The sequence below is a fragment of the Labrenzia sp. PO1 genome (genome assembly GCF_012273635.1).
Lineage (GTDB): Bacteria > Pseudomonadota > Alphaproteobacteria > Rhizobiales > Stappiaceae > Roseibium > Roseibium algicola.
On record NZ_JAAXCR010000003.1, the window covers coordinates 518515 to 540832 of the forward strand.

22 protein-coding genes are annotated in these 22318 nt (G+C 56.1%); 9 read left to right on the forward strand and 13 right to left on the reverse strand.

All coding sequences use genetic code 11. From position 1 onward, the window contains the following. Positions 1-116 precede the first annotated feature (116 nt). From HCG46_RS17365 to sseA, 3 genes are read left to right on the forward strand one after another with little or no spacing between them, the layout of a single operon-like run. A complete protein-coding gene (locus tag HCG46_RS17365; protein ID WP_168686920.1) occupies positions 117-833 on the forward strand; it encodes an alanyl-tRNA editing protein in 717 nt (238 codons plus the stop codon). A gap of 22 nt (positions 834-855) precedes the next feature. Further along, positions 856-1329, forward strand: a complete 474-nt coding sequence (locus tag HCG46_RS17370) for a GFA family protein (RefSeq protein WP_077292957.1) — start codon at positions 856-858, stop codon at positions 1327-1329. Positions 1330-1338: 9 nt separating this feature from the next. Next, positions 1339-2184, forward strand: a complete 846-nt coding sequence (gene sseA / locus HCG46_RS17375) for a 3-mercaptopyruvate sulfurtransferase (RefSeq protein WP_022998810.1) — start codon at positions 1339-1341, stop codon at positions 2182-2184. Between the two features lie 20 nt (positions 2185-2204). Here sseA and HCG46_RS17380 read toward each other — a convergent pair whose 3' ends face one another. Beyond that, positions 2205-3545 carry a globin-coupled sensor protein gene (locus HCG46_RS17380; RefSeq protein WP_055654069.1) on the reverse strand — a complete coding sequence of 447 codons (1341 nt, stop codon included), beginning with the start codon at positions 3543-3545 and terminating at the stop codon, positions 2205-2207. Positions 3546-3811: 266 nt separating this feature from the next. Next, entirely contained in the window at positions 3812-4711 is a 900-nt protein-coding gene (locus tag HCG46_RS17385) for an HD domain-containing protein (RefSeq protein WP_209009510.1), read from the reverse strand. Here HCG46_RS17385 and HCG46_RS17390 point away from each other — a divergent pair. Next, a complete protein-coding gene (locus tag HCG46_RS17390; protein ID WP_168686921.1) occupies positions 4695-5327 on the forward strand; it encodes a TetR/AcrR family transcriptional regulator in 633 nt (210 codons plus the stop codon). The genes HCG46_RS17385 and HCG46_RS17390 overlap by 17 nt on opposite strands. Here HCG46_RS17390 and HCG46_RS17395 read toward each other — a convergent pair. The 5 genes from HCG46_RS17395 to HCG46_RS17415 all read right to left on the reverse strand — a co-directional run bounded on the left by HCG46_RS17395 (position 5310) and on the right by HCG46_RS17415 (position 10529). Further along, positions 5310-6014, reverse strand: coding sequence for a TIGR02117 family protein (locus HCG46_RS17395; RefSeq protein WP_168686922.1), 705 nt, complete (start codon positions 6012-6014; stop codon positions 5310-5312). The two genes, HCG46_RS17390 and HCG46_RS17395, sit on opposite strands and share 18 nt — an antisense overlap. 17 nt (positions 6015-6031) lie before the next feature. Then, positions 6032-6835 carry an amino acid ABC transporter ATP-binding protein gene (locus HCG46_RS17400; RefSeq protein WP_022998815.1) on the reverse strand — a complete coding sequence of 268 codons (804 nt, stop codon included), beginning with the start codon at positions 6833-6835 and terminating at the stop codon, positions 6032-6034. A 69-nt stretch (positions 6836-6904) separates the two neighbouring features. Further along, on the reverse strand, positions 6905-8056 hold the full coding sequence (locus tag HCG46_RS17405) for an amino acid ABC transporter permease (protein WP_031268584.1): 1152 nt from the start codon (positions 8054-8056) through the stop codon (positions 6905-6907). A gap of 10 nt (positions 8057-8066) precedes the next feature. Beyond that, positions 8067-9272 carry an amino acid ABC transporter permease gene (locus HCG46_RS17410; RefSeq protein WP_022998817.1) on the reverse strand — a complete coding sequence of 402 codons (1206 nt, stop codon included), beginning with the start codon at positions 9270-9272 and terminating at the stop codon, positions 8067-8069. A 237-nt stretch (positions 9273-9509) separates the two neighbouring features. Further along, positions 9510-10529, reverse strand: coding sequence for an amino acid ABC transporter substrate-binding protein (locus tag HCG46_RS17415; protein ID WP_031268586.1), 1020 nt, complete (start codon positions 10527-10529; stop codon positions 9510-9512). A 469-nt stretch (positions 10530-10998) separates the two neighbouring features. Between HCG46_RS17415 and metC the strand changes: the two genes are divergently transcribed. Beyond that, complete coding sequence (metC, locus tag HCG46_RS17420; RefSeq protein WP_168686923.1) at positions 10999-12177, forward strand: cystathionine beta-lyase; 1179 nt, start codon at positions 10999-11001, stop codon at positions 12175-12177. 28 nt (positions 12178-12205) lie between these two features. Here metC and HCG46_RS17425 read toward each other — a convergent pair whose 3' ends face one another. The 4 genes from HCG46_RS17425 to HCG46_RS17440 form a co-directional block, all read right to left on the reverse strand. After that, on the reverse strand, positions 12206-12520 hold the full coding sequence (locus HCG46_RS17425; RefSeq protein WP_022998819.1) for a lipid-A-disaccharide synthase N-terminal domain-containing protein: 315 nt from the start codon (positions 12518-12520) through the stop codon (positions 12206-12208). Positions 12521-12584: 64 nt separating this feature from the next. Next, positions 12585-13346: a glycosyltransferase family 2 protein gene (locus tag HCG46_RS17430; protein ID WP_022998820.1), complete on the reverse strand. Its 762-nt coding sequence runs from the start codon at positions 13344-13346 to the stop codon at positions 12585-12587. Beyond that, complete coding sequence (locus tag HCG46_RS17435) at positions 13343-14254, reverse strand: phosphatase PAP2 family protein (RefSeq protein WP_168686924.1); 912 nt, start codon at positions 14252-14254, stop codon at positions 13343-13345. The genes HCG46_RS17430 and HCG46_RS17435 overlap by 4 nt, the downstream gene beginning before the upstream one ends. Further along, on the reverse strand, positions 14238-16055 hold the full coding sequence (locus HCG46_RS17440; RefSeq protein ID WP_168686925.1) for a glycosyltransferase family 39 protein: 1818 nt from the start codon (positions 16053-16055) through the stop codon (positions 14238-14240). Before HCG46_RS17440 ends, HCG46_RS17435 begins: the two co-directional genes overlap by 17 nt. A gap of 194 nt (positions 16056-16249) precedes the next feature. Here HCG46_RS17440 and HCG46_RS17445 point away from each other — a divergent pair, with 194 nt between their 5' ends. Next, entirely contained in the window at positions 16250-17086 is an 837-nt protein-coding gene (locus tag HCG46_RS17445) for a phosphodiesterase (RefSeq protein ID WP_208997723.1), read from the forward strand. Continuing rightward, complete coding sequence (locus HCG46_RS17450; protein ID WP_168686926.1) at positions 17086-17634, forward strand: CAP domain-containing protein; 549 nt, start codon at positions 17086-17088, stop codon at positions 17632-17634. The genes HCG46_RS17445 and HCG46_RS17450 overlap by 1 nt, the downstream gene beginning before the upstream one ends. 151 nt (positions 17635-17785) lie before the next feature. On the opposite strand, the gene HCG46_RS17455 is transcribed toward HCG46_RS17450, so the two are convergent. After that, positions 17786-19159: a YcaO-like family protein gene (locus tag HCG46_RS17455; protein ID WP_168686927.1), complete on the reverse strand. Its 1374-nt coding sequence runs from the start codon at positions 19157-19159 to the stop codon at positions 17786-17788. A 284-nt stretch (positions 19160-19443) separates the two neighbouring features. Between HCG46_RS17455 and HCG46_RS17460 the strand changes: the two genes are divergently transcribed. Continuing rightward, a complete protein-coding gene (locus tag HCG46_RS17460; protein ID WP_168686928.1) occupies positions 19444-19734 on the forward strand; it encodes a hypothetical protein in 291 nt (96 codons plus the stop codon). A 189-nt stretch (positions 19735-19923) separates the two neighbouring features. Then, positions 19924-20205: a hypothetical protein gene (locus HCG46_RS17465; RefSeq protein ID WP_168686929.1), complete on the forward strand. Its 282-nt coding sequence runs from the start codon at positions 19924-19926 to the stop codon at positions 20203-20205. A 1-nt stretch (position 20206) separates the two neighbouring features. Here the strand turns inward: HCG46_RS17465 and HCG46_RS17470 are convergent, their stop codons facing one another. Next, entirely contained in the window at positions 20207-22195 is a 1989-nt protein-coding gene (locus HCG46_RS17470; RefSeq protein ID WP_168686930.1) for a BTAD domain-containing putative transcriptional regulator, read from the reverse strand. Positions 22196-22318 lie beyond the last annotated feature (123 nt).

The window sequence follows — 22318 nt, forward strand, 5'->3', positions numbered from 1 at the left end:
GGTCCGGCCGGATTGCGGGCGTTTGTTTTTCATGACCCCGGTTTCCTGCAAATAGGGCCTTGCACCGCATGCTGTTCGTTGGTCAATTCGACGCTATTCGTTTCAGGGAGTTCCGGATGACCACGCCTTTGTTTCGCGACGATGCCTATCTCAGAACATGTGAAGCCGAAGTGACCGGCCTCAACGAGCGTGGCGGCATCGTGCTTGATAGATCGGTTTTTTACGCGACCGGTGGCGGTCAACCGGGCGACAGCGGCACATTGGAGCTGGAAGACGGCACGAAGATCGAGATTGCCACCACGGTCTATGATGACGACAAGAAAACCATCGTCCATGTTCCTTCAGAAGGACAACGCCTGCCTGCCGCCGGCACAAAAGTGACCGCCCATTTGGACTGGGCGAGACGGTACCGGTTGATGCGCATGCATACTGCCTTGCATCTATTGTCCGTGGCCCTGCCTTTTCCCGTTACAGGTGGTCAAATCGGGGATCCCGAAGGGCGGCTTGATTTCGATATGGGCGAAGACACAATCGACCGGGAAGCGCTTCTGGAGAAGCTCAATGCGCTGGCTTCTGGTGATCACGAAGTAACCACCCATTGGATCACAGACGAAGAACTCGATGCCAACCCGGGTCTGGTCAAGACCATGTCCGTCAAGCCGCCACGCGGGTCTGGCAGGGTAAGACTGGTCAGGATCGGCGATGATGTGGACTTGCAGCCTTGCGGCGGTACCCATGTAACGAGAACCTCTGAAATCGGCCTGCTTGAACTTGGCAAGATCGAAAAGAAGGGCAAGCAGAACAGGCGCGTCCGGATCCGCCTGACCGACTGACAAGCAAACGGGGGAAGTTGAAATGAAACTGTCAGGTGGCTGCCGGTGTGGAGCTGTTTCCTTCGAAGTGGAAAGCAGAACCCCCTACCCCTACATGCGCTGTTACTGTTCCATCTGCCGTAAGACAGGTGGCAGCGGCGGTTATGCAGTCAATCTGATGGGAGACGCCGGCAGCCTTGAGGTATCGGGTGCGGAGACGAAGTCGGTCTACAACGCTGTCATCGATGGAAAGACCAGTCCTGCGGAACGTCATTTCTGCAAGGCTTGCGGATCTCACCTGTGGCTATGGGATCCGCGTTGGCCTGAACTGGTGCATCCACATGCAGGAGCGGTCGATAGCCCCTTGCCAACACCGCCAGAGATTGTCCATATCATGCTGGCGTTCAAGCCTGACTGGATCGAGGTGCCGAGCGGTCCCGGACACGTTCACTTCCAGAACTATCCGGACCTCTCAATCGAGGACTGGCACAAGTCCAAAGGCTTGCTGGAGACCTAAGGAGCCGTAATGACCGACCATCCCCTCGTATCGACTCAATGGCTGGACGATCATCTCTCCTCGCCTGATCTGATTGTCATCAATGCCTGGATGCCGCCGGTCACGCATCCAGATGCTCCGCCTGTCTATCCGAACGCCCACATTCCAGGCGCCGTCTTCTTCGACGTCAACGAGGTCTGTGACAAGACCAGCGATCTGCCTCACATGCTGCCAGCTCCGCATGTGTTTTCGTCAACCATGCGGAAGATGGGGATAGGCGACGGTCAGACACTGGTGGTCTACGATGATTTCGGTTTCTATTCCGCGCCACGCGTCTGGTGGACGCTGCGCAGCATGGGCGCGGAACGAGTTTATGTTCTGGATGGTGGTTTTCCGAAGTGGCGGGCAGAAGGCCGTGCCTTTGACGACGATACGCCCCGCAGAGTTCAAAGCCACTTCTCGTCCCGTTTGAACCATGGTGCCGTTGCTGACCTCGACCAGATCCGCTCCACAATCGCAAATGGTTCGCGGCAAATACTGGATGCAAGGTCTGCCGAACGATTTGCCGGAGAAGCGCCAGAGCCGCGTGCCGGACTGAAGTCGGGTCACATGCCGACCGCGCTCAACCTACCCTTCACCCAACTCATCGCGGAAGACGGCACATTCTTGCAGAAGGAAGACCTGGCAAAGGCTTTTCAGGATGCTGGAGTGGATCTCGACAAGCCCGTCACGACCTCTTGCGGCTCCGGTGTCACAGCGGCGATCCTGACCCTTGGCCTTACCGTGCTCGGTGCTCGGGATCTTTCGCTTTACGACGGGTCCTGGGCGGAATGGGGAAGCCGGGACGACACGGACGTCGTCACCGGCCCAGCTTGAGAGATCAAATAGCGCCTTGATCAGGTGCCAGTCTTCAAGGTTTCAAAGAAATCCCGGATCTCATCCGAGATCGAACTGGTGCTTGAAGACATTCTGCTGGATGCAGCCAACAGACTGTCGGCCGCCTGATCGGTGGCGGTGATTGCCTGTTCGACACCGCCAATGTTCTCATCGAGGGTCTGCGTTCCCGAAGCGACCGTCTGGATACTGTGGGAAATTTCCTGCGTTGCAGCACCCTGCTCTTCAATCGCCGCTGCAATCGACGACGTCATTTCGTCAAGTTGCTTGACCACTTCGGAAATCGACTGGATGGAGGCCACGGCATTGTCCGTCGAACTCTGGATTTCGGTGACTTGCTGGCTGATTTCCTCGGTGGCCTTCGCGGTCTGTTCTGCGAGGGTTTTCACTTCGCTTGCGACCACCGCAAATCCCTTCCCGGCATCACCGGCACGGGCAGCCTCGATCGTTGCGTTCAGAGCCAGCAAATTGGTTTGTTCGGCAATCGCCTGAATGAGACCGATCACATCCCCAATTTTCTGGGCTGCACCTGCCAGGCTCGCCACCTGAAGGCTCGATTGTTCTGTGCCACCCGCCGCCTGGCTGGCAATACGGGATGCACCGGAGATCTGCTTAGAAATTTCCTGGATGGAACTGGAGAGCTCTTCCGTTGCAGAGGCTACGGTCTGGACGCTGACACTGGAATCTTTTGAGACATGACCGGCGTTCTCAACCTGGCTTCTCGCGGTCTGCGATACACTCGTCAAATGCTCGGCTTCACCCGCAACGCTGCGAGCACCGGCCTCCACATCGGCCAACGGTTGCTTGACGCTGCTCTGGAACTTTTCGATAGCCTTGTTCAACCGTTCCGTCTGCGCTGCGCGCTCCAGAAGAAGTTCTTCTTCGTAGGTTGATATGGCAAGGTCCATGTCAAGGAAGACGGCCGCCGTGACATCGTTCAACAAGACGGCAAGGTTTTGAAAAGACCGTCTGTATTTACGGGTCAGATGGGCATGCAGATGGCGCAGGACATAAAGATACCCGGCAATGTACCAACGCGGTTCCAGCCCGATACGGCAATGCACATGACCGATCTGGTTGATGCTCTGCTGGTAGCTCTGGTCGAAGCCCGACGTGAACAGCTTCTTCCAATGGCCCTTTTGAGCTGAAACAAGTCGGGGTTGATGCGAGCCGACGAGTGCAGCCAGATTTGGCTGGGTGTTGATGTGAACATAAAAACCCGCCAGCACATCGTCCAACACGGGCTCGATTACCGGCCAGACCTTTCTGAGGTTTTCGATTGTGGAATGATCAATTTGGGCGAATTTCAAACGGGATTGGAAGTCGTATTCCTGATCGCTCATGGCAGGTCACCTTGATAAAAACTGACCCTACGTGACCCGACAATTCTAAATAAACCATAAATTGTATTTTTACGTACGACATAGTGACAATGGCGCGTTGAGCCACAACGAAAACGAAATAGGAATAATTACCAATACCCCGATTTTTGGCCGTTTTTTGGGCAATAAAAACGCGACACCCGATTCTTTCCGATGGGAGCGGCGAACACAACCTGAAAACGAAGGCAGCGATACTTTGGTCGTATTCCGGTTGTCCAAAACAAGGCTCACTCTCCCGGCTGGGGTCTTGCCTTCAACCCCTCCGGTTTCTTGCGTGAAGGCTCCAGACTGATCAGAAAGTCGGCACGTGTGCCGGCAAGATGATGGCCTGGCCAGATCTCCAGAGCATCGTTCAGTTTCCCTTTCGGGTATCGAGCGAAGATGTCCTTGCGAACGTTTTGCGCAATCCTGCGCTGCCCCATTCCGAACACGTCACACATTGCTCCACGCGAAATAAGATGTGCTTCTGCACCATATCTTCTGGCAGACACATACCCGTTAAGGTGCAGTCCGATGGCATCGGCTATCCGATGTACCTTTGCCCGGTCATGTCCCTGGCCGACGAGGTGGTGCTGGCAGCGTTCCGCGCCATGGACCACGAAACAGCAATCCCGCGGCTCACTGGCCCGGCCTGACGCCAGGCCTACGTCATGCAATATGGCTGCACAGAAGAGGATTTCCTTGTCTACAGTGAGCTTACGATAGCCACCTAACAACAGGCCAAAGTAATAGGTGCGCCAACTGTGCCGCATCAGGTCCAAATTCTGGACTTCGTCGGCAAAGTCCAACGCATCCCGGACCAACGCGGTCTCCGGTGGCTGTAGTCCTTCAAGGTCTGCACCGAAGGTGTTGATCAGGCCCAGTTTTCCTCTGAAAGCATCCAGCGCTTCAAGCATCCCCATACGGCCAAGATTTGTAAGCACCTTCAGCTTTTCAGTTCTTGTCAGTCGCCCATTGCCGAACTGACCAGACCTTCGTCCCCAAGCTACCGTCCCCATGTCTGCTGTGTTTTCCGGCATCTCCCAAAACGTCTCCATTGATCGCTCCATTTTTATGTACCGTACCGCATAAAAATAGACATGTCGATATTTATGTGCGAATTGGTATAAAATGAAAGCCGAAAGCAAACGCGGCCGTCCGCGCAAATTCGACGAAGACATCACGCTCGACCGCATCATGCTGGTGTTCTGGCAGCACGGCTATGCCGCTACCAGTCTCGACCAGATAGCAGAAGCAACCGGCCTGAACAGACCCAGCCTCTATGCCGCATTCGGCAGCAAGAAAGATATGTATCTGAAGGTGATTTCACGGTTCGCGGACCAGATGCAGGTCCACCTGAAGGCGGCAGGACAGACAAAAACAGGGCTGAAACCCCGGCTCAAGGCCATCATGACAGCTGCTATCGATCTTTATTGCGGCAGGTCGACATTTAACGATGCGGCCTATGGTTGCCTGGCCATCTCCACACTGACGACTGAAGCTGCTGATGATCCTGACTTCAGATCAATGCTGGCGCATGTCGTTGAGCGAATGGATCGAGGGTTCGCCGGTCTGATTTACGCGGAGATGAAAGACTCGGTTCCGGAAGCAAGCGTCCAGTTCACCGCCCAGCATTTGTCTTTGATGCTGCACGGTCTTTCGGTTCGCGCCCGGGCTGGGGAATCTCGCGATATCCTGGTGGAACTGGCAGAGACTGCTGTTGACCGGCTTGTACCGGACCCTGCTTCAGCGCCCGTTATGTAGATCCAACGACCAGTCAAGCGTCAGGGGCAGCGGCGTCCACATGCCGGTCTTCACCCCTGCCCGCCTCAACATGTCGGCCGTCCAGGTGTTGCAGCCCATCATCGCGTTGAAGCCGCCAACTGCCGGAAAGAAAATGTCGTGTGCGTCGTACGCCACTCCGGGAATTGCCGTCGGAGGCGCTGTGCCATCTGACTGGAAACTGGTCCTGATATCATTGACCAGTTCCTCAAATTCCAGCTGGCTCAGTTCAACTACGCGGACGCTTTCCTGTTCAAGCGGAATATCGCCGGTGCGACGGACATGCATGACCGAGGCATCCCAGGTCAACGCGTCTATTACCGGACCCGGTTTCAAATCGCCCCACGTTGGCGTTTCGATATAGAAGGACCGCCCACCCCAGCCGAAAGCAATCCAGAAAACACCCGGATAATCCAGCTCCAGCCCGCCATCCGATACGAATCCGAACGCCTCCAGCACGTCCGGATCGGCCGGGAGGGCGATATCAGTATGGATGGGATTGTTGAGTATCAGAATACGCCGTTTATCTGCTGAACTTTGCGCAACTTCCATAACCGGGTTGGAATCGAACAAAGGCCTCGGAACGAGTGCTCCGAGGCCCAGTGCTACAATAGCAGTGAAGACAACGAGGCAAATTCCAATCAGGAACCTGCGCAGCAGTTTCATCATCCGCAGTCTTTAGCCGATCAGTGGTGCAGGATCTGGCTCAGGAAAAGCTTCGTACGTTCATGCTGCGGATTGGTGAAGAACTCTTCCGGCTCGTTCTGCTCCACAATCTGCCCCGCATCCATGAAGATAACGCGGTTTGCGACCTTGCGGGCAAAGCCCATTTCGTGAGTGACGCACAGCATGGTCATGCCTTCTTCTGCAAGTCCGACCATCACGTCCAGAACTTCCTTGATCATTTCCGGGTCGAGCGCCGAGGTCGGCTCATCGAACAGCATGATTTTCGGGTTCATGCACAAAGACCGTGCAATAGCAACGCGCTGCTGCTGGCCACCGGATAGCTGCCCCGGATATTTGTTGGCCTGCTCCGGGATCTTGACGCGCTCGAGATAGTGCATCGCGATGTCTTCGGCTTCCTTCTTGGGCATCTTGCGAACCCAGATCGGAGCCAGAGTGCAGTTCTCCAGGATCGTCAGATGCGGGAACAAGTTGAAGTGCTGGAAGCACATGCCGACTTCGCGGCGAATTTCGTCGATCTTTTTCAGATCGTCCGTCAACTCGATGCCATCCACAAGGATCTGTCCCGCCTGATGTTCTTCCAGACGGTTGATACAACGGATCATCGTGGATTTGCCGGAACCTGACGGTCCGCAGATAACGATACGTTCGCCGCGCATGACCTTCAGGTTGATGTCGCGCAGAACGTGGAAATCCCCGTACCACTTGTTCATGTTCTTGATTTCAATAGCCACGTCCGTATCGGAGATGGTCATTCTGGAACGGTCGGCTGCGAGTTCCTCGTCGCGTACAGCGTTTTCAGACATAGTTTTTAACTCCAAGAGTGTCCTGTGGCCGGGGCGCTGCGGTTCATCGCGCGCCCCGGAAGCGGTTTGCTAGCGTTTGTGTCCTGTATGAAGCTTCTTCTCCATGAAGATGGAGTAGCGCGACATGCCGAAGCAGAAGGTCCAGAACACCACTGCAGCGAACAGGTAACCCGTGTGACCGGTACTGGGCGTCGACCATGTCGGATCCGTGAAGGACGACTGGATCTGGCCGAGAAGGTCGAACATGCCGACGATCAGAACCAGAGTCGTATCCTTGAACAATCCGATGAAGGTGTTGACGATCCCGGGGATCACGAGTTTCAGAGCCTGCGGCAAAATGATGAGATACATCATCGGCCAGAACCGGAGCCCGAGCGCCATGGCACCTTCATATTGCCCCTTCGGAATGGCCTGCAGGCCACCACGGACCACTTCTGCCATATAGGCGGCAGAGAACAGGGTCACGCCGATCAGAACGCGCAGCAGCTTGTCGAAGGTCACGCCTTCCGGCAGGAACAACGGCAGCATCACCGACGACATGAACAGAACCGTGATCAGCGGAACACCGCGCCAGAACTCGATGAAGATAACCGAGACAAGCTTGATGATCGGCATTCTTGATCGACGTCCAAGCGCCAGCGCGATACCTAGCGGTAGCGAGGCCACAATACCCGTGACCGCGATGACAAGCGTAACAAGCAAACCGCCCCAAACCGCTGTTTCAACGATCGGCAGGATTACCGCATCTCCGATGACCAGGCCGGTCAGCAGGAAGTATGCGATGATCGGGAAGACGACCAGAAACAGGATTGCGTTGATTTTCTTGAACGGCGCGCTGGGGATTGCCAGCGGCACGAGCAACACCGCGAACAGGAAATAGACGATGTTCACCCGCCAGATTTCCTCGGTCGGATACCGGCCATAGATGAACTGCGGGAAGTATGCTTCCACGTAAGCCCAGCAGGCACCGCTATGGCCGCCGTCCTGCGGCAGACACGCTTCACGATTGTCGCCGCTCCAGACAGCATCGATAAATGCGAACTGGATCAAAGGCGCGATAAGTGAGTAGGCGATCAGAATGCCGATTACAGTCAGAACGGTGTTGCCGATGGACGAAAACAGGTTCTGACGCATCCAGCCGATGACGCCGGTGGTCGAGATCGGCGCCGGCAGTCGCGGCGCCTCCTCGGTTCTGATTTGGAACATATCAGTGTTAGCCATTTTGCGCTCCTTACCGTTCCACGAGCGCCATGCGCTGGTTGTACCAGTTCATGAAGGCCGATGTGATGAGGCTGAGCGACAGATAGACAACCATCCAGATACCGATGATTTCAATCGCCTGGCCGGTCTGGTTGAGCACCGTTCCACCCATCGAGACGAGGTCCGGATAGGCAATGGCAACTGCCAGTGAAGAATTCTTGGTAAGGTTCAGGTACTGACTCGTCAGCGGCGGAATGATCACGCGCATCGCCTGGGGAATGACCACCAGTCTCAACGTCGGCCCGTTCCTCAGACCAAGAGCATGCGCTGCTTCGGTCTGACCATGGCTCACTGCCTGAATACCGGCACGTACGATCTCTGCGATGAACGATGCGGTATAAATTGCCAGGGCTGCTGTAAGAGCCAGGAACTCAGGGATAATATTGAGCCCGACATTGAGTTCGAACCCCTGACGCAGTATTGGCCCGGTTTCGACGAAGTTCGGATGTTCAAGAGTGATCGGCATGCCGGTTGCAAAGTACGTCAGCAAAGGCAGCCCAATAATAAATCCGACCCCCGTCAGGAATGACGGGAACGGTTGCCCTGTGGCCTCCTGACGCTTGCGCGCCCAACGTGCCACGAGGAACGCTGCTGCTATCCCGATCAGGAACGCATAGCCGATCCATTCCGATCCGGTCCCCATGATGGGTTTGGGAAGCCGAAGACCGCCAATGTTCAGGTGGAATGTGTCGAACAACGACCATTTTTCACGCTTGCCGGGGATCGATCGCAGCACCGCGAAGTACCAGAAAAAGATCTGCAGCAGCAGCGGGATATTACGGACCAGCTCGACGTAGCAATACGCCAGACGGCTGATGACCCAGTTGTTCGACAAGCGGGCGATACCGATGATGAACCCAAAGATCGTGGCGAAGAAGATACCTACGCCCGCCACAAGCAGAGTGTTCAGGAAGCCGACATAGATCGCTCTTCCGTAACTTGATGTCTCAGAGTAGGAAACCAGTGACTGGTTGGTTCCAAACCCGGCTGTATTTTCTAGAAAGCTCCAACCGGAGGCGATGTTCTGCCTCTCCAGGTTGGCTATCGTGTTCGAAACGATGACATATCCCAAAGTCACCAGCGCGACGACCAGCAGCAGCTGGTAAAAGATGCCGCGCGCTTTGGGATCGTTCAACAGCGAAGCACGCGCCGGCGCCCCCGCCGAGTCCTGCTCCATTACTGACATAGAACCTCGCCCAAGTTTTCACGAAAGAGCCCGGCACGCAGCCTCTCCTCAATCGTGTCTGACCTGCTTCGCTGGCCGAACTTCGTCGGCACTCCCCTATCGACGGAAGCAGTCTGTTCCCCCACGCGGTTGCCGGGTATGTTGTCCGGTTTTTATTGCGTGGAATTTATTGAGGGTTCCGGCAGAACAACCGCCGGAACCCCTTCAATCCTCAATCAAAGAAGAGGATTAGCGGACCGGCGGTGCGTACATGAAGCCGCCGTCGTTCCACAGAGCGTTTACGCCACGGGAGATGCCGAGCGGAGTGTCCGGACCAACGTTGGCGTTGAAGGACTCTTCGTAGTTACCGACGTTTTTGATGATCGCATAGGCCCAGTCGTTCGGCAGGCCGATAGCTTCACCAAATGCGCCCTCAACGCCCAGAAGACGCTTGATGGACGGGTTGTCGGAAGACTTCATCTCGTCAACGTTTTCAGAGGTCACGCCGAGCTCTTCTGCGTTGAGCATCGCGTTCAGCGTCCACTTTGCAATGTTGAACCACTCATCGTCGCCCTGACGGACAACCGGACCCAGAGGCTCCTTGGAGATGATTTCCGGCAGGACCATGTGGTCGCCCGGGTTGGTCAGCTTCAGGCGCTGTGCGTACAGGCCGGATGCGTCAGTGGTGTAAACGTCGCAACGGCCGGCGTCGTATGCAGCCACAACTTCGTCGGCCTTTTCGAAGGCGACGATTTCGTACGGCATGTTGTTGGCGCGGAAGTAGTCGGCAACGTTAAGCTCAGTGGTCGTACCGGTGTTGGTGCAGACCGAAGCGCCGGACAGTTCCAGTGCGGAAGTCACGCCCAGGTCCTTGCGAACCATGAAGCCCTGACCGTCATAGTAGTTCACACCAGCAAAGTTCAGACCCAGCTGGGTGTCGCGGGACATGGTCCAGGTGGTGTTACGGGACAGAACATCAACTTCGCCGGACTGAAGCGCGGTGAAACGCTCTTTTGCGGACAGCGGAGTGTATTTCACAGCGGACGCATCGCCGAACACTGCTGCAGCCATAGCGCGGCAGTAGTCAACGTCGATACCGGTCCAGTTCCCCTGAGCATCCGGGTTCGAGAAACCCGGCAGACCCTGGCTCACGCCACACTGAATGAAGCCCTTTGCCTTGACGTCTTCCAGCGTCGTTGCACCAGCAGCCGTCGTCGCGGCGACTCCCATAGCAGCGCCGATTACGAGCGGAAGGAATTTATTGGACATGGATATGCAGCCTTTATTTGTTACCCATACTTTTATTATGCCGGGTTTGTTCGAAAGACATCTTCTCCGTCTCTTGTAATCGGACGGATGCCAGCCTTGACGGCTGCTTCCTCCAGATATCTTTCGTCCCACCCAACGGTTCCATACGATGGCATTTAGCTGTTCGGGTCAAGTACTTGCTGCAGATATCTCGTCAAATTTCTCGAGCTATCCGCCATTTGCCATCAGGTTGGATGCACAAACAGCGAACATGTCTAAATCGAATTCATTCAATGCCTAAAAAGGGTTCAATGCATTTAGCGGAGACCTTGCGAAGGTTAACGCTAATCGAAAAATTCTCCACACAAAGACCCGCGCACAACACGTGAAATGGCGGTTGCGACCATGACGCGAATGACTAAAGTGAGCGCTCGGCGCACGGCAGCTCATGTCGCGCCGCCTCTCGCAAAACACACACCCAAGAGCCTTCATGTCTTCCACCAATTCCAAGCCGCCGTTGAGGCAGGATACCAAACTGGCGCATGCAGGGCGCGACCCGCTTGCATTTCACGGTTTCGTCAATCCGCCTGTCGTGCATGCTTCGACTGTTCTCTACCCCGACACCAAAACCATGGTGACGGGTGCCCAGACCTATTCTTACGCCCGCAGGGGCAACCCGACCACGGACTCCCTTGAAGGGGCCATGAAGGAGATCGAAGGGGCAGCCGGGGTCAAGATCGCGAATTCGGGTTTGAATGCCATTGCATTGGCCATCCTGTCCTGCGTGAAATCCGGTGACCACATCCTGATTGTCGATACGGCTTACGGACCGACCCGCCATTTCGCCGACACTGTTCTGCCAGGCATCGGGGTTTCCGTGACCTTCTACGATCCGAAGATCGGCGCCGATATCAAGTCACTGTTCCAGGAAAACACGACAGCCGTGTTCACCGAAGCACCCGGCTCCCTCACCTTCGAGATGCAGGATGTTCCGGCGATTGCCGCCGAGGCCCGTGCCATCGGCGCGACCGTTCTGATGGACAATACCTGGGCGAGCCCGATTTACTGCCAGCCACTGTCCATGGGGGTCGATCTGTCGATCCAGGCGGGCACCAAATATCTTGTCGGACACTCCGACGCTATGCTCGGTACGGTCGCTGCCAGCGAACGCGCCTGGGAAAAACTGGATGCGTTCTGCGGTGCCATGGGGTGCCACGTCGCGCCGGATGACATCTACCTCGGCCTGCGAGGCCTCAGAACTCTGTCCGTGCGCCTTGAACGGCACCAGCGCAACACGCTGGCCGTTCTTGGGTGGCTGAAGGACCAGCCCAAAATCGATCGCATCCGCTATCCAGGCCTTGAATCGGATCCTGGTCATGCTCTCTGGAAACGAGATTTTTCGGGAGCCTCGGGCCTGTGCGCCTTTGACTTCAGTGAAAGCACGACACAGGAACAGGCCTACGCCTTCCTGGATGCGCTCACGCTTTATGGTCTCGGCTATTCGTGGGGTGGTTTTGAAAGCCTTGCCATTCCGGTTCGCCTCAAGGGCAGCCGCACAGCAACCCCGGTAAACCTGGATCGCCAGTCGGTTCGCCTCCACATCGGCCTGGAAGACCCGGAAGATCTGATTGCCGATCTGGATCAGGCACTGGCGAAGGCATTCGGCTGACAGACTGTCGAGCGAACGGCGGAACGGCTCAAATCGTAGGGTCGTTCCGCTTTTCCTTGAAGATCAGCCACAGGTTCCGGAAATAGATTAGCAGACCCAGTCCCTGACCGGCGATGAAGACCGGATCCTGTCGTTGAATGGCGTAGATCAGTAGCAGCGACCCACCCGCAACGGAAAAGAACCAGAAAGCGACCGGCACGATTGAGCGGCCGACGCGCTCGGATGCGATCCATTGGATGACGAAGCGCATCATGAACATGGCCTGGGCGAAGAAACCCAGAATGATCCAGAAGTCCAATTGCGCGATGAAAACAGCATGGATCCATTCGTATAGAGCGCTCATGTCTCAGGTCCAGTCAGTGTTTTTGAAAGGTCGGCGGGCTTCTCCACCCGGATTGGGGCATTAATCAGGTCAGCGGCCGGACATCCGGAATTTTTTTGCGGCGGCGGCGTAGCCACCACACTCCGAACAGATCCAGCACACCGACCAGCGCCCTGTCAAATATCCCGTATTTAGACGTTCCATGGCGCCGCTGCCGGTCCTGAACGTCGATATGGGTGACACCGTAACCCTCGCGGATAACGAGTGCGGGCAAGAACCGGTGCCAACTGTCGAAGTACGGCAGTTGCAGGAACACTTCCCGGCGCAGGGCCTTCAGGCCGCAACCGCTGTCGCGAGTGTTATCCCGCAAGATCGCGCCGCGCAGCTTGTTGGCAAACTTCGACGCATAGCGCTTGGCCAGGCTGGCCTTGCGGCCAAGCCTTTGCCCGGCGGCAAGAGCAACTGCCGGGCCGGCAGCGTCGAGAGCGTCCAAAAGCGCTGGAATATAGGCGGGGTTGTTTTCGCCATCGCCGTCTATGGTCGCGACGACGTCGCCCCTCGCATTCAAAAGACCGGTACGCACCGCGCAGCTCTGGCCACAAGACTTCTCGTGCCTGACCGGCCGCAGCCAGTCATGGGTTGCCGCGTAATCCTGCAACACGATATCCGTGCCGTCGGACGAGCCGTCGTCGATAACGATGACCTCGAAACGCCTGCCCTGCAATGCAGCTTCGATTTCATCCAGCAGGATGGGCAGGTTTTCCGCTTCGTCCTTCGCGGGAACCACGACCGTGACGGCGAGCGCGCCCTTGCTGGCCGCAACAGCTTCCAGATAGCTTTGTGTCATGCGCTTGTCCGTTCTGTCGTGTCTGCCGCGAGGACCTCGGCTTCCACACGGTCAGCGCCTCGCTGGCCGCGCAGAACCTGCCAGACAGCCCTCACACAGGCCTTGGCAGACAGGAAATTCATGTTGGGTACAATCTTTCCGGAGGAAGACAGGTGAAAGCCGATCCGCCGCCGGGCCATGGCACGAACCGTGAAAAAGGTGAACGTCATCCCCAATAGCGTGCCTGCGATGACGTCGCTGGGGTAATGCGCCCCAACCATGACGCGGCTGAACGCAAGCCAGAAGCCCGCAACAATGATCAGCCACCGGTAGGCCGGGAAAATAAAGGCCAGCGCAGTTGCAAGTGCAGCGACAGTGGTCGAGTGACCAGAGGGGAAACTGGTGAAGGTGCCGTCGAAGGCCAAAAAGTCGAAGCGGACCGGACCAACTTCCTCATAAAGCTTGGGACGCGCCCGGCCGAGCGACCACTTGAATGCAATGGCCAGAAGCCCCGTCGCGGCGACTGAATAAAAGATGAAGGCCGCATAAGTGAACACTGCGCCGATTGCCATGCGCAGGCGGAATGCGTAGCGCCCGGCATCCAGCGCCAGCAGAAACAAGCAGCATAGACCGGTAGAAACGAGGATCCAGTCGGCCTTGCCGATATCGGTGAAGGTTCGGAAGGCGGCCCGGTATTCGCCCGGGAGGGAGCGCAGCCACGGATAGGTCGGAACATCGAACGCAACGACTGCAATGCCAACCGTCAACAAGAGGACTGCGAGGATATCCTGCGGCCGCTGCCCGGGAGGAAGCGGATCCCTGTTGTGGCGCGCACGTTCCCTGCGACCGGAAAACAGTATTGCAGCCCGCCGAGAATTCCCGCGCATGCGCGCCAGAACATGCCAGACAAATTTACTGCTGTTGCTCATTGCCGTCTTCTGAAACCGTCGTCGGCACGGACTTCTCATAAAGCCCGATATCGACATCGTCCCCGCCGTTGATATTGAGGCCGTCTACCCTTTTTACAGCCTCCGGCACAAGACCAATCTCCTTTGCGGCGGCCAAAAACGCGGCTTCTTCCCGGCTTTCTATTGCCGCTATGCGACAGCTAGCTGGATTCGCGGCTTCATCGGCAGCAAGAAAGGCGGCGGCATCCTGCGCCGAAACGATCTTTGTCGTCGTGCCTTCCAGGAATATGAAACTGGGTTCGTGAAAACCGGTAGTCACGACCAGACGGTTCGACTTGTCTGCGCAACCGGGGATTTCGTCCATGGCCGCAACAAGGCGCGGACTGACCCAGATCGGCGTAAGAGCTGGGCCGACAAAGCCCCAAAACCCGATGCTGACGCAGATCGCTGTCAGACAGATGGCGGGGAAAGCATAGAGTGCCGGTCCACGCAAAACCCGGGATGCTGCTGCAATCGCAAAAACAGCTCCCACTGCAAGCAGAACGGCTCCGGGAGGTGACGGCCAGACACCCAGAGCAAAAGGACCGGCAAACGCGGCGACAGCCAACCCCAACGCAGGCACCGCCAGCAACACTGCTGCCACCCAACGCAGCCACGTTCTTGTCGTGGCGCCAGCCCCCTCCATCAGCGCAGCAGCAACAGGTAGCGCGAGCGCAGGCAGCAGCGGCATCGTGTAATGCGGAAGCTTCGTTGCAACCAGTTCGAACACGATCCAGCTTGGGACGAACCAGGCAACGGCAAACGTCACCAGCGGACTTTTTCGTTCATGCCAGATGAGCGGCAAGGCAATCAGGAAGAATGCAGGCAAAGGCCAGAATATGCCGAACATCGCCCCAAGATGGGTAAGCGGGGGTGCTCCATGACCTTCCTGCCCCTGCCCGACCTTGCCAAGCAGATCCTTGCCGATGGCTTCGGTGAAGAACGTTCCGTCCGTCGCGATCCAGATTGCCACAAACCAGGGCGAGACGAGCAGCACGAACCACAGCAGACCCGCGATTGGCGCGGTTCCCTTGAACCATGTTGCTTTCCGTTTCATGGCCATGAGGCCAACAACCGTAAGGCCAATCACCATGGGTCCAACCGGCCCCTTGATGAGCACACTGCCCGCGAGTGCAGTCCAGAACAGGAACCCAAGACCCCATAGCCGCTTGTCCGGATCCTTCAACCAGACCCGTGCCAGGGCACCTTGCGCTATTATGATCATTGCAAACAGCGCGGCATCGGTTTTTGCCAGTCGCGCCTCGACGCCGACAATGATCGCCAGCGCCACGAAACCTGCCGCCAACAGCGCACCGGCAGGCCCCATGAATGCCCGTGCAAGCCAGAAGGTTGCCAGAACACTGATTATCGAGGCTATGACGGAAGGCAGTCGATAAGCCCAAAGCGGCGCGTCCGCCCCCTGCCCTGTCAGCTTTACGGCAGCTGCCTGAAGCCAATAGATCCCGACTGGCTTTTTGTGGCGTGCCTGATCCTGAAAACGAATGTCGATGTAATCGTTCGTTTCCAGCATCTGCTTGGTTGCCTGGGTAAAACGCGGTTCGTCCCTGTCCAGCGGAGGTACCGTCCATTGACCTGGAACGAACAAGGCAAGCGACAGGAGCAACAGAAGGAACGGGGCTGTGATGTCGTGGCCGAAGATATGCAACCAGACCGGCTTCCGAACCGGGGCAGCCGACGGGCTGTCCACGTTGTCCTTGCGTTCGGAATTCCCGGCTGCCTTACCTGCCGCCTCGGGCTTCTGATCGTCGCGCGTGTCCGACATCAACTTTCTTGTCCAGTTCCTGCGTCCGGTGTCCTGCGCCCGGTATCCTGCGTCTGGGCGGTCGCCCCTGCCCGCCCGTTTCTGAACGCTTCTCCTACATGAGCTTTTCAAAAAGGGAAACTAGTGCTTGCCCTCTTCGAACGCACGGTTATCGTCCGGGCAGATGATCCACCTGACGAGTCACAAGGTTTTCCATGACATTGATTGCTCATATGACGGACCTGCATTTGCGTCCGCGAGGTTTGCCCTGCTATCGCGTTTCGGACACCAATATGCTTGCCGAGCGCGCGATCAAGTCGCTGAAGAGTCTCACCCCGAAACCTGATGCTCTCGTTATAACCGGCGATATAACCGACAGAAACGATCCAAGGGAATACGCACTCGCCCGCTCCATCCTCTCGCGCGTCGACATGCCTGTCTATCTTGTGCCCGGGAACCACGACGGCACAGAAGTCATGCGCCGCGAGCTCGGGAGCTTTCCGGGTCTTTCAGGCAGCCTTGAAGACAAGATCTGCTATACGGCGGACATCGGCGATATCCGCCTGATTGCGCTGGACACTCATATTCCGGGTGATCCGCGTGGTCGGCTCGGTCAGGCACAGCTTGACTGGCTCGACAGCCGGCTGCGCGAAAGCGCCAAGACAACGCTGATCGCCCTCCACCACCCGCCTGCACTTTCCGGAATCCGACACATGGACGACATCGGACTTGTGGATGCCGATGCGCTTGCAGAAGTTGTTTCGCCACACCGGCATGTTGCGCGCTTCCTGTGCGGTCATCTTCACCGTCCTATCATCGCGAGCTTTGCCGGAAAGGTGATGACGCTTGCTCCCAGCACCGGTCACCAGGTCGTCCTCGACCTGACGGAAGACGGCCCCGCCATGTTCAACTTCGAACCCGCAGCCTATTTTCTCCACTATCATTCGCCGAAAACCGGAGTGGTGTCACATATGGCCTACGTGGAAGCGTACCCTGGCCCGTACCATTTCTTCGCCGATGAAGGCGTCGTCTGGCCGGGAGATGAAACCTGATGTCCGTAATCGCCCTGCCCAAACGCTTCTTGGCGCTGTTGCTGCTTGGCCTTTTCGCGGCCTCACTCGGCGCCTGCGGCGCCTTGCCGGGAAAAAGCGACCTTGAAGACAAGACAGTGCTGACGGACCAGCCGGTCGACAAGGCGCAGATGCTGTCGATGATAAACGCCTACCGGCAGCAAAAAGGCTTGCCCGCTTTGCGCCACGACCCGGAACTGGATGTCGTTTCCCAAAAGATGGCACGCCATATCGCCGAGCGCGACAGTATGGACACCTGGGCTCACAGTGCCTTCGGTCTGTCACAACGGCTCGACAAGGCAGGATACGCAAATTACGCAGGCGCGGAAAACCTGGGGGCGGGATACGCTGATCTGGCAGCAGCCTTCCGTGGCTGGCAAGGCTCAGAAGGCCACAACAAGAACCTTCTCAACCCCTACGTGACACGGGTAGGTATTGCCAGAACCAACCGCAACAATGGCAAATGGCGCAATTTCTGGGTGATGACACTGTCCCGCCCTTATGCGGACGGCAGACCGACCGTCCGATAACAAGACACCTGAAAAAAGGGCGGAGCCAAGCTCCGCCAAAAGGCTTCTTCCAGAGATCGAATGACCCAGTTGTCATCCGGACGCCTCGCAAACAAAACATGAATGCAACGCTCATATTTTATTAAGGCCGGCGCATCAGCCTGTCAATCGTTCAAAAGGGAAATGGTCGGGCGGCAAATTCGGCTTCGGACGCAGGTATGTCTCGCAAACCACGCTCTACAACCCCGTCGAACAACCTTTTTTTGCCGAACCTTGGCTCCCAACTGCAAAGCTCGGGGGACAACAGCTTGATGCAGGGAATTGCAAGGTCTTGGCGGGTCGCATCAAACTCCCAAAGGCTGATCTCGCGGTCGAAACAGCCCTGAAGCAGGCTTTCAAAAGTTGAGGTCTTCTCCAGAACCTCAGGACGCGTGGCAACCGCACCCTGCAACGGCAGATCTTCGAAAATCACGCGCTCTCTGGCATACGCCAGCTGCCTGGGTAGAGACCTCAGCGCTTCTTTTGTGCCGTGACTGGCGGGATAGGATTTGTCCATCAGAGAGAGCGCGTTTTCCGATTGCAACATTTCCTGAATTGCACTGGTGCAGGCCTGTGCGGTGTCCCAACCGGCGGATGATCCAAACGCACACCCCCGGCCGTAAACGTCATGAGAGACACAAATCACCACCTGGACCGGCAGGTCCGTGTCGACGTGCAAGAGCTCCCATTCCCGCGGCTGGTCATCGAGATATTGGACCAGATCAGGAGGGAGCATTTCCCTCACATAGCCTTCAGGTAGAGAAGTTATCCCCAGGCGGTTGTACCAGGCCTGCGCAACTGCATCACGCTCTACAAGCTCAAGAAGCGCGCGCGCGCGCGCTCCCTCGAGGTCATGCCAGACAGCGCATCCTACGCTCGAAGCAAAGGGCAAACGTAAGCCCGTAACCTCATCGGCTTCGTTAAACAAGATTCCCAAACTAAGGCACTGCGCCTCTTCATCAGTCTGCAGATTCCGCAACCGGACACGCCTGCCTGAAAGAGATGACCAGTCTGAAGAGTTGACGCGTGAAAGATCCCGCCCGAGACGGAGCCTGCCGAGAGCGACACTTGCCTGGGCTTCACTCAATCCAAGCAATCGACCAAAATCTACCTGTGGTTGTTTTTTGTCGCAAGTGAACACCCTATTGTCACTAATCCCGATACTACAAAGGGTTAGCCTTTCGGAAAGCTCTCCAATACAACTAATAGCTGCAATTGATGCGATATCCCCCTGTCCACCGGCAGGAATTGGTGCCCCAGCAGCAGGTACTTTATTTGCATCTGGTTCAGGCGACTTGAGCAACCCGGTGCAAAAATGCACCGGGCATCCGGGGCGTGTCATCGGGACCAGTCTTGGGGAGAATGACGAAAGCAGCTTCAGGAAAAGACGAAGGTCCGGCTCCAGCAAGCGCACACGATCTCCCTCAACGCCCGGCTCCACCGCTATCAGGCCCAAACGCGACAGGTCCGCAAGTACGTCGTCCGCAAATCCACTTTCAACGATCATAGAAGAGACACCGCCGCCAACAGTGAGGATGCGGGACGGCTGCTTATGTTTTGATATGGCAATTTACTTCGCCTCACCCTGCAATTGCACACAACGTATATTAACAAAACTGCCATTGAGCGAGTTCATTCCCTCGTTCTACATTCTATTCGAAAGCAGTCGATCAGTAGTAAACAGTCTCAATACATAACTATTTACTAAAGTTTGACCGAATTTCAAAAAGCCAGGTGACCATCCCACCACCAGGCAGGACACATTGCAACTCAACCTATCGGAGGCTCATAATGCACGCTGACACAACTTCCCGGACTGAACTGGAAATTGGCGCGAAACTTGGCGCGATCATTCAGAACGCCACAGCACGTGAGCGGCTGGTTGCCAACCCGGCTGAAGTCCTGGCTGAAGTTGGCATCGACTCCGATGCCGCAATCTTCGCCGACACTGCTGACCTCGTCCACCTCATCATCCCGGCAGAAATCGATGCAGCGCGCGTTGCTGCTGGCGATGAGAAATATTTCGAAGAACTCGGTAAAGCTGCGCTCGGGACATGCTTTTACGACGACCTGCCGGAATAACTTTTTCTGGGCGACACGTTCCCAAACCCGAGAAAATCGTCGTGCGGCGTTTCATTTGGCATTGCCAGATCCGCCGCAGACACACTTCCATTCCCTTCAGACAATTATGGTCGGTTGTTGGATGGTTTGCGAACACCTCAATAGATCTTTGAGTTGGACTATTCTGAATTGACAGGAAGGCGGAAAGCCATGGCGAGATTTCCATATTACAGGAGAAACACAGCAGACCTAGGACGCCTTTTGGCGAAGGCGAATTTAAATCCAGATTTTGCAGAAAAGCTAAAAAGCGACCCCCGATCTGTGCTGGCAGAACTCGGGTTGCCTGCCCAAACAACAGAATTGATCGACTTCAAGGTTGTTGACGAGCGTGATTGCTACAAAGCTCGTGTTCTGCCGTTCAAACTCAATCCAGCTAAGCTGTCCTCTGCGGATGTCTCATATGTCACTAGTGTTGCGAAACTCTTGAGCTAGGTTAATCCGGCTTGTTGAACAACACCCTTTGGACCAACTGAGCGCCCCGATCAAAATTTGCCCGAACACGCGCATCCTGGAAAAAATTGATGCGCTGGCGCCACTGCTCAGGTTGAACATTAGGGTTATCGTTAGGCAACAAGAAATGATTTCGTTTCTCGTTGAAACTCTCCAGAATAGTGATTGCCTCACCTTCTCTTCCTGAGCAAACAAGTGCTGCTACGCGTGTCGTCAGGCAACCAAGACTGCTTCCCGTACCCCGTTCAATTTGAACGATGGCGTTTTCGTAGTCCTCAGCAGCAAAAAAGATATTTGCAAGGTATTCGTAGAACACCCTGGGCACGAAAGAGAACAAGCGGAACGCGCGCTCGGCCGTTTCGCGGGCTTCGTTGACATCTCCCGAAAGTGCAAGTCCTTCTGCCACCGACATGAGGTTAGCGGGATCGGAAGAGCTGAGGCGACCCGCGTTTTGGAAGGCGCGTTTTGCTTCTTCAGGCATATTGGAAAGAATTAAGGACCAGCCGTAAACTCGCTGATTCACAGCTTGCCAAGGATCCAGTACGATTGCACGCTCTGCCATATCAAGCAGACTGCTCATTCCCTCCGAAGACGTTCTGTCATTAAGGGGATAATGCAACTCTTGCTTCATAATTATTGATGCCTTCCCGGCATAAATCATGGAGAAGGTTTTATTCGTCTGCTCCAGCTCGTTCAGCAGACGCATAGCTTTTTCATCGGATTGCGGCGTAAAATCCCAAAGTAGTGCCTCGGCCTGACACCAACGCGCGAATGCCGACGTATTGGCAGGGTTCCTCAAGCGACCTGTAGCGTGACCATGAATTCGACCGACAATCTGACTAGCTGCAGGGACGATGCCTTCCCAAAGCGTTAGGTCAACAATCTCATTAAAGACAATCTGCCCGTTTGTACGATCTTCGAATTGTACAACAATTTTCCCAGAACGTTCGTCATGCCTAAACCGAAGCAGATAAGCCCCCAATTCATGACCTTCGACAAGGGTTGGTTTCGGGGTATTCTCGTCGCCGAAATATTCGGATTCAAATAAATCGAATGATCTAAAGGACGATAGGCCTGACACGATTTCTTCTCTGAGGTGAACTGCGTCGCTCAGTCCTTTCTTCAGGAGCGATGAAGATACAATCGAAATTTCAGGCAGCCTTACAACTTCGTCGCTGTTTGAAAGTCCTCCCCCGATTGGACCTAATGCTTCCTGGCGCTTGAAGAGCTCTTCCCCAGTAGCCTCAACCTCGACCTCGCTAAGCAGTTTCCGAGTCTCGTCATCAGGCTCAGCGTCCAGATGAAGGTGCATTTCCCGTTCGCATGACCGGAATTGCTGTTCGGCACGTTCTCGCTGTCCCAGCTTCATGTAGAGACGAATAAGAACGCGATGGGCCGCCTCAAACGCGGGATCGAGCTTCAGGACAAAACGCGCCCCGGCCTCTGCCTGCACACCCCCGTCTTCCGTGGATATCCTGTTCAGATGCTTGAAGGCGGCGCTGATGAGTTCTGAGCGCACCCGTTCACGCTCGACCGTCAGCCACTCGGAAAATTCAGAATCGATATCGTCGTAGCCGGTCAGGAACTCGCCGCGCCACAGTTCCCCCGCATTGCGGAAATCCGCTGCCTGCCCACGTTCCAGGAGCGTATTCATGGCCATAAGATCAGACGCAAACGCCGATGGGTCGAGTTGAATGTGACCTGGCGCTGAGCGCACTACATCGATGCCGGCAGTTTCTTCGGCGCTCTTCAACTGGCGCAATGCCTGACGCAAGGATTGCATTGCCTTGTGGCGGTCTGTCCCGCTCCAAAGCAAATCCGCCAGTGCTTCCCGGGGCGACGCCATACCGCTCATGCGGCTCAGATAGCCCATGATCGCCAGAGCCTTGCGGGTTTTGACCGCCACAGGTTCCTGGTCGCTATCAAGGAGCAAAGGCCGCCCAAGGCATGCAAAGCAGGACGCGATTGCCATCAATTCCCCGTAATTGAAATGCACGCTTCAGCCGTCGCCTTCGCGCAACCGCGAATATCACGCAACCTGAAACACAACAGCACCTTATCACGCTCATTTCACGCTGCAACAGCATGCTTTAAT

What these genes read in the sequence shown, in the direction of transcription:
- HCG46_RS17365 (WP_168686920.1), top strand. Translation starts at nt 117, where the DNA reads ATGACCACGCCTTTGTTTCGCGACGATGCCTATCTCAGAACATGTGAA.
- HCG46_RS17370 (WP_077292957.1), top strand. Translation starts at nt 856, where the DNA reads ATGAAACTGTCAGGTGGCTGCCGGTGTGGAGCTGTTTCCTTCGAAGTG.
- sseA (WP_022998810.1), top strand. Translation starts at nt 1,339, where the DNA reads ATGACCGACCATCCCCTCGTATCGACTCAATGGCTGGACGATCATCTC.
- HCG46_RS17380 (WP_055654069.1), bottom strand. Translation starts at nt 3,545, where the DNA reads ATGAGCGATCAGGAATACGACTTCCAATCCCGTTTGAAATTCGCCCAA.
- HCG46_RS17390 (WP_168686921.1), top strand. Translation starts at nt 4,695, where the DNA reads ATGAAAGCCGAAAGCAAACGCGGCCGTCCGCGCAAATTCGACGAAGAC.
- HCG46_RS17395 (WP_168686922.1), bottom strand. Translation starts at nt 6,014, where the DNA reads ATGATGAAACTGCTGCGCAGGTTCCTGATTGGAATTTGCCTCGTTGTC.
- HCG46_RS17400 (WP_022998815.1), bottom strand. Translation starts at nt 6,835, where the DNA reads ATGTCTGAAAACGCTGTACGCGACGAGGAACTCGCAGCCGACCGTTCC.
- HCG46_RS17405 (WP_031268584.1), bottom strand. Translation starts at nt 8,056, where the DNA reads ATGGCTAACACTGATATGTTCCAAATCAGAACCGAGGAGGCGCCGCGA.
- HCG46_RS17410 (WP_022998817.1), bottom strand. Translation starts at nt 9,272, where the DNA reads ATGGAGCAGGACTCGGCGGGGGCGCCGGCGCGTGCTTCGCTGTTGAAC.
- HCG46_RS17415 (WP_031268586.1), bottom strand. Translation starts at nt 10,529, where the DNA reads ATGTCCAATAAATTCCTTCCGCTCGTAATCGGCGCTGCTATGGGAGTC.
- metC (WP_168686923.1), top strand. Translation starts at nt 10,999, where the DNA reads ATGTCTTCCACCAATTCCAAGCCGCCGTTGAGGCAGGATACCAAACTG.
- HCG46_RS17425 (WP_022998819.1), bottom strand. Translation starts at nt 12,520, where the DNA reads ATGAGCGCTCTATACGAATGGATCCATGCTGTTTTCATCGCGCAATTG.
- HCG46_RS17430 (WP_022998820.1), bottom strand. Translation starts at nt 13,346, where the DNA reads ATGACACAAAGCTATCTGGAAGCTGTTGCGGCCAGCAAGGGCGCGCTC.
- HCG46_RS17435 (WP_168686924.1), bottom strand. Translation starts at nt 14,254, where the DNA reads ATGAGCAACAGCAGTAAATTTGTCTGGCATGTTCTGGCGCGCATGCGC.
- HCG46_RS17440 (WP_168686925.1), bottom strand. Translation starts at nt 16,055, where the DNA reads ATGTCGGACACGCGCGACGATCAGAAGCCCGAGGCGGCAGGTAAGGCA.
- HCG46_RS17445 (WP_208997723.1), top strand. Translation starts at nt 16,250, where the DNA reads ATGACATTGATTGCTCATATGACGGACCTGCATTTGCGTCCGCGAGGT.
- HCG46_RS17450 (WP_168686926.1), top strand. Translation starts at nt 17,086, where the DNA reads ATGTCCGTAATCGCCCTGCCCAAACGCTTCTTGGCGCTGTTGCTGCTT.
- HCG46_RS17455 (WP_168686927.1), bottom strand. Translation starts at nt 19,159, where the DNA reads ATGATCGTTGAAAGTGGATTTGCGGACGACGTACTTGCGGACCTGTCG.
- HCG46_RS17460 (WP_168686928.1), top strand. Translation starts at nt 19,444, where the DNA reads ATGCACGCTGACACAACTTCCCGGACTGAACTGGAAATTGGCGCGAAA.
- HCG46_RS17465 (WP_168686929.1), top strand. Translation starts at nt 19,924, where the DNA reads ATGGCGAGATTTCCATATTACAGGAGAAACACAGCAGACCTAGGACGC.
- HCG46_RS17470 (WP_168686930.1), bottom strand. Translation starts at nt 22,195, where the DNA reads ATGGCAATCGCGTCCTGCTTTGCATGCCTTGGGCGGCCTTTGCTCCTT.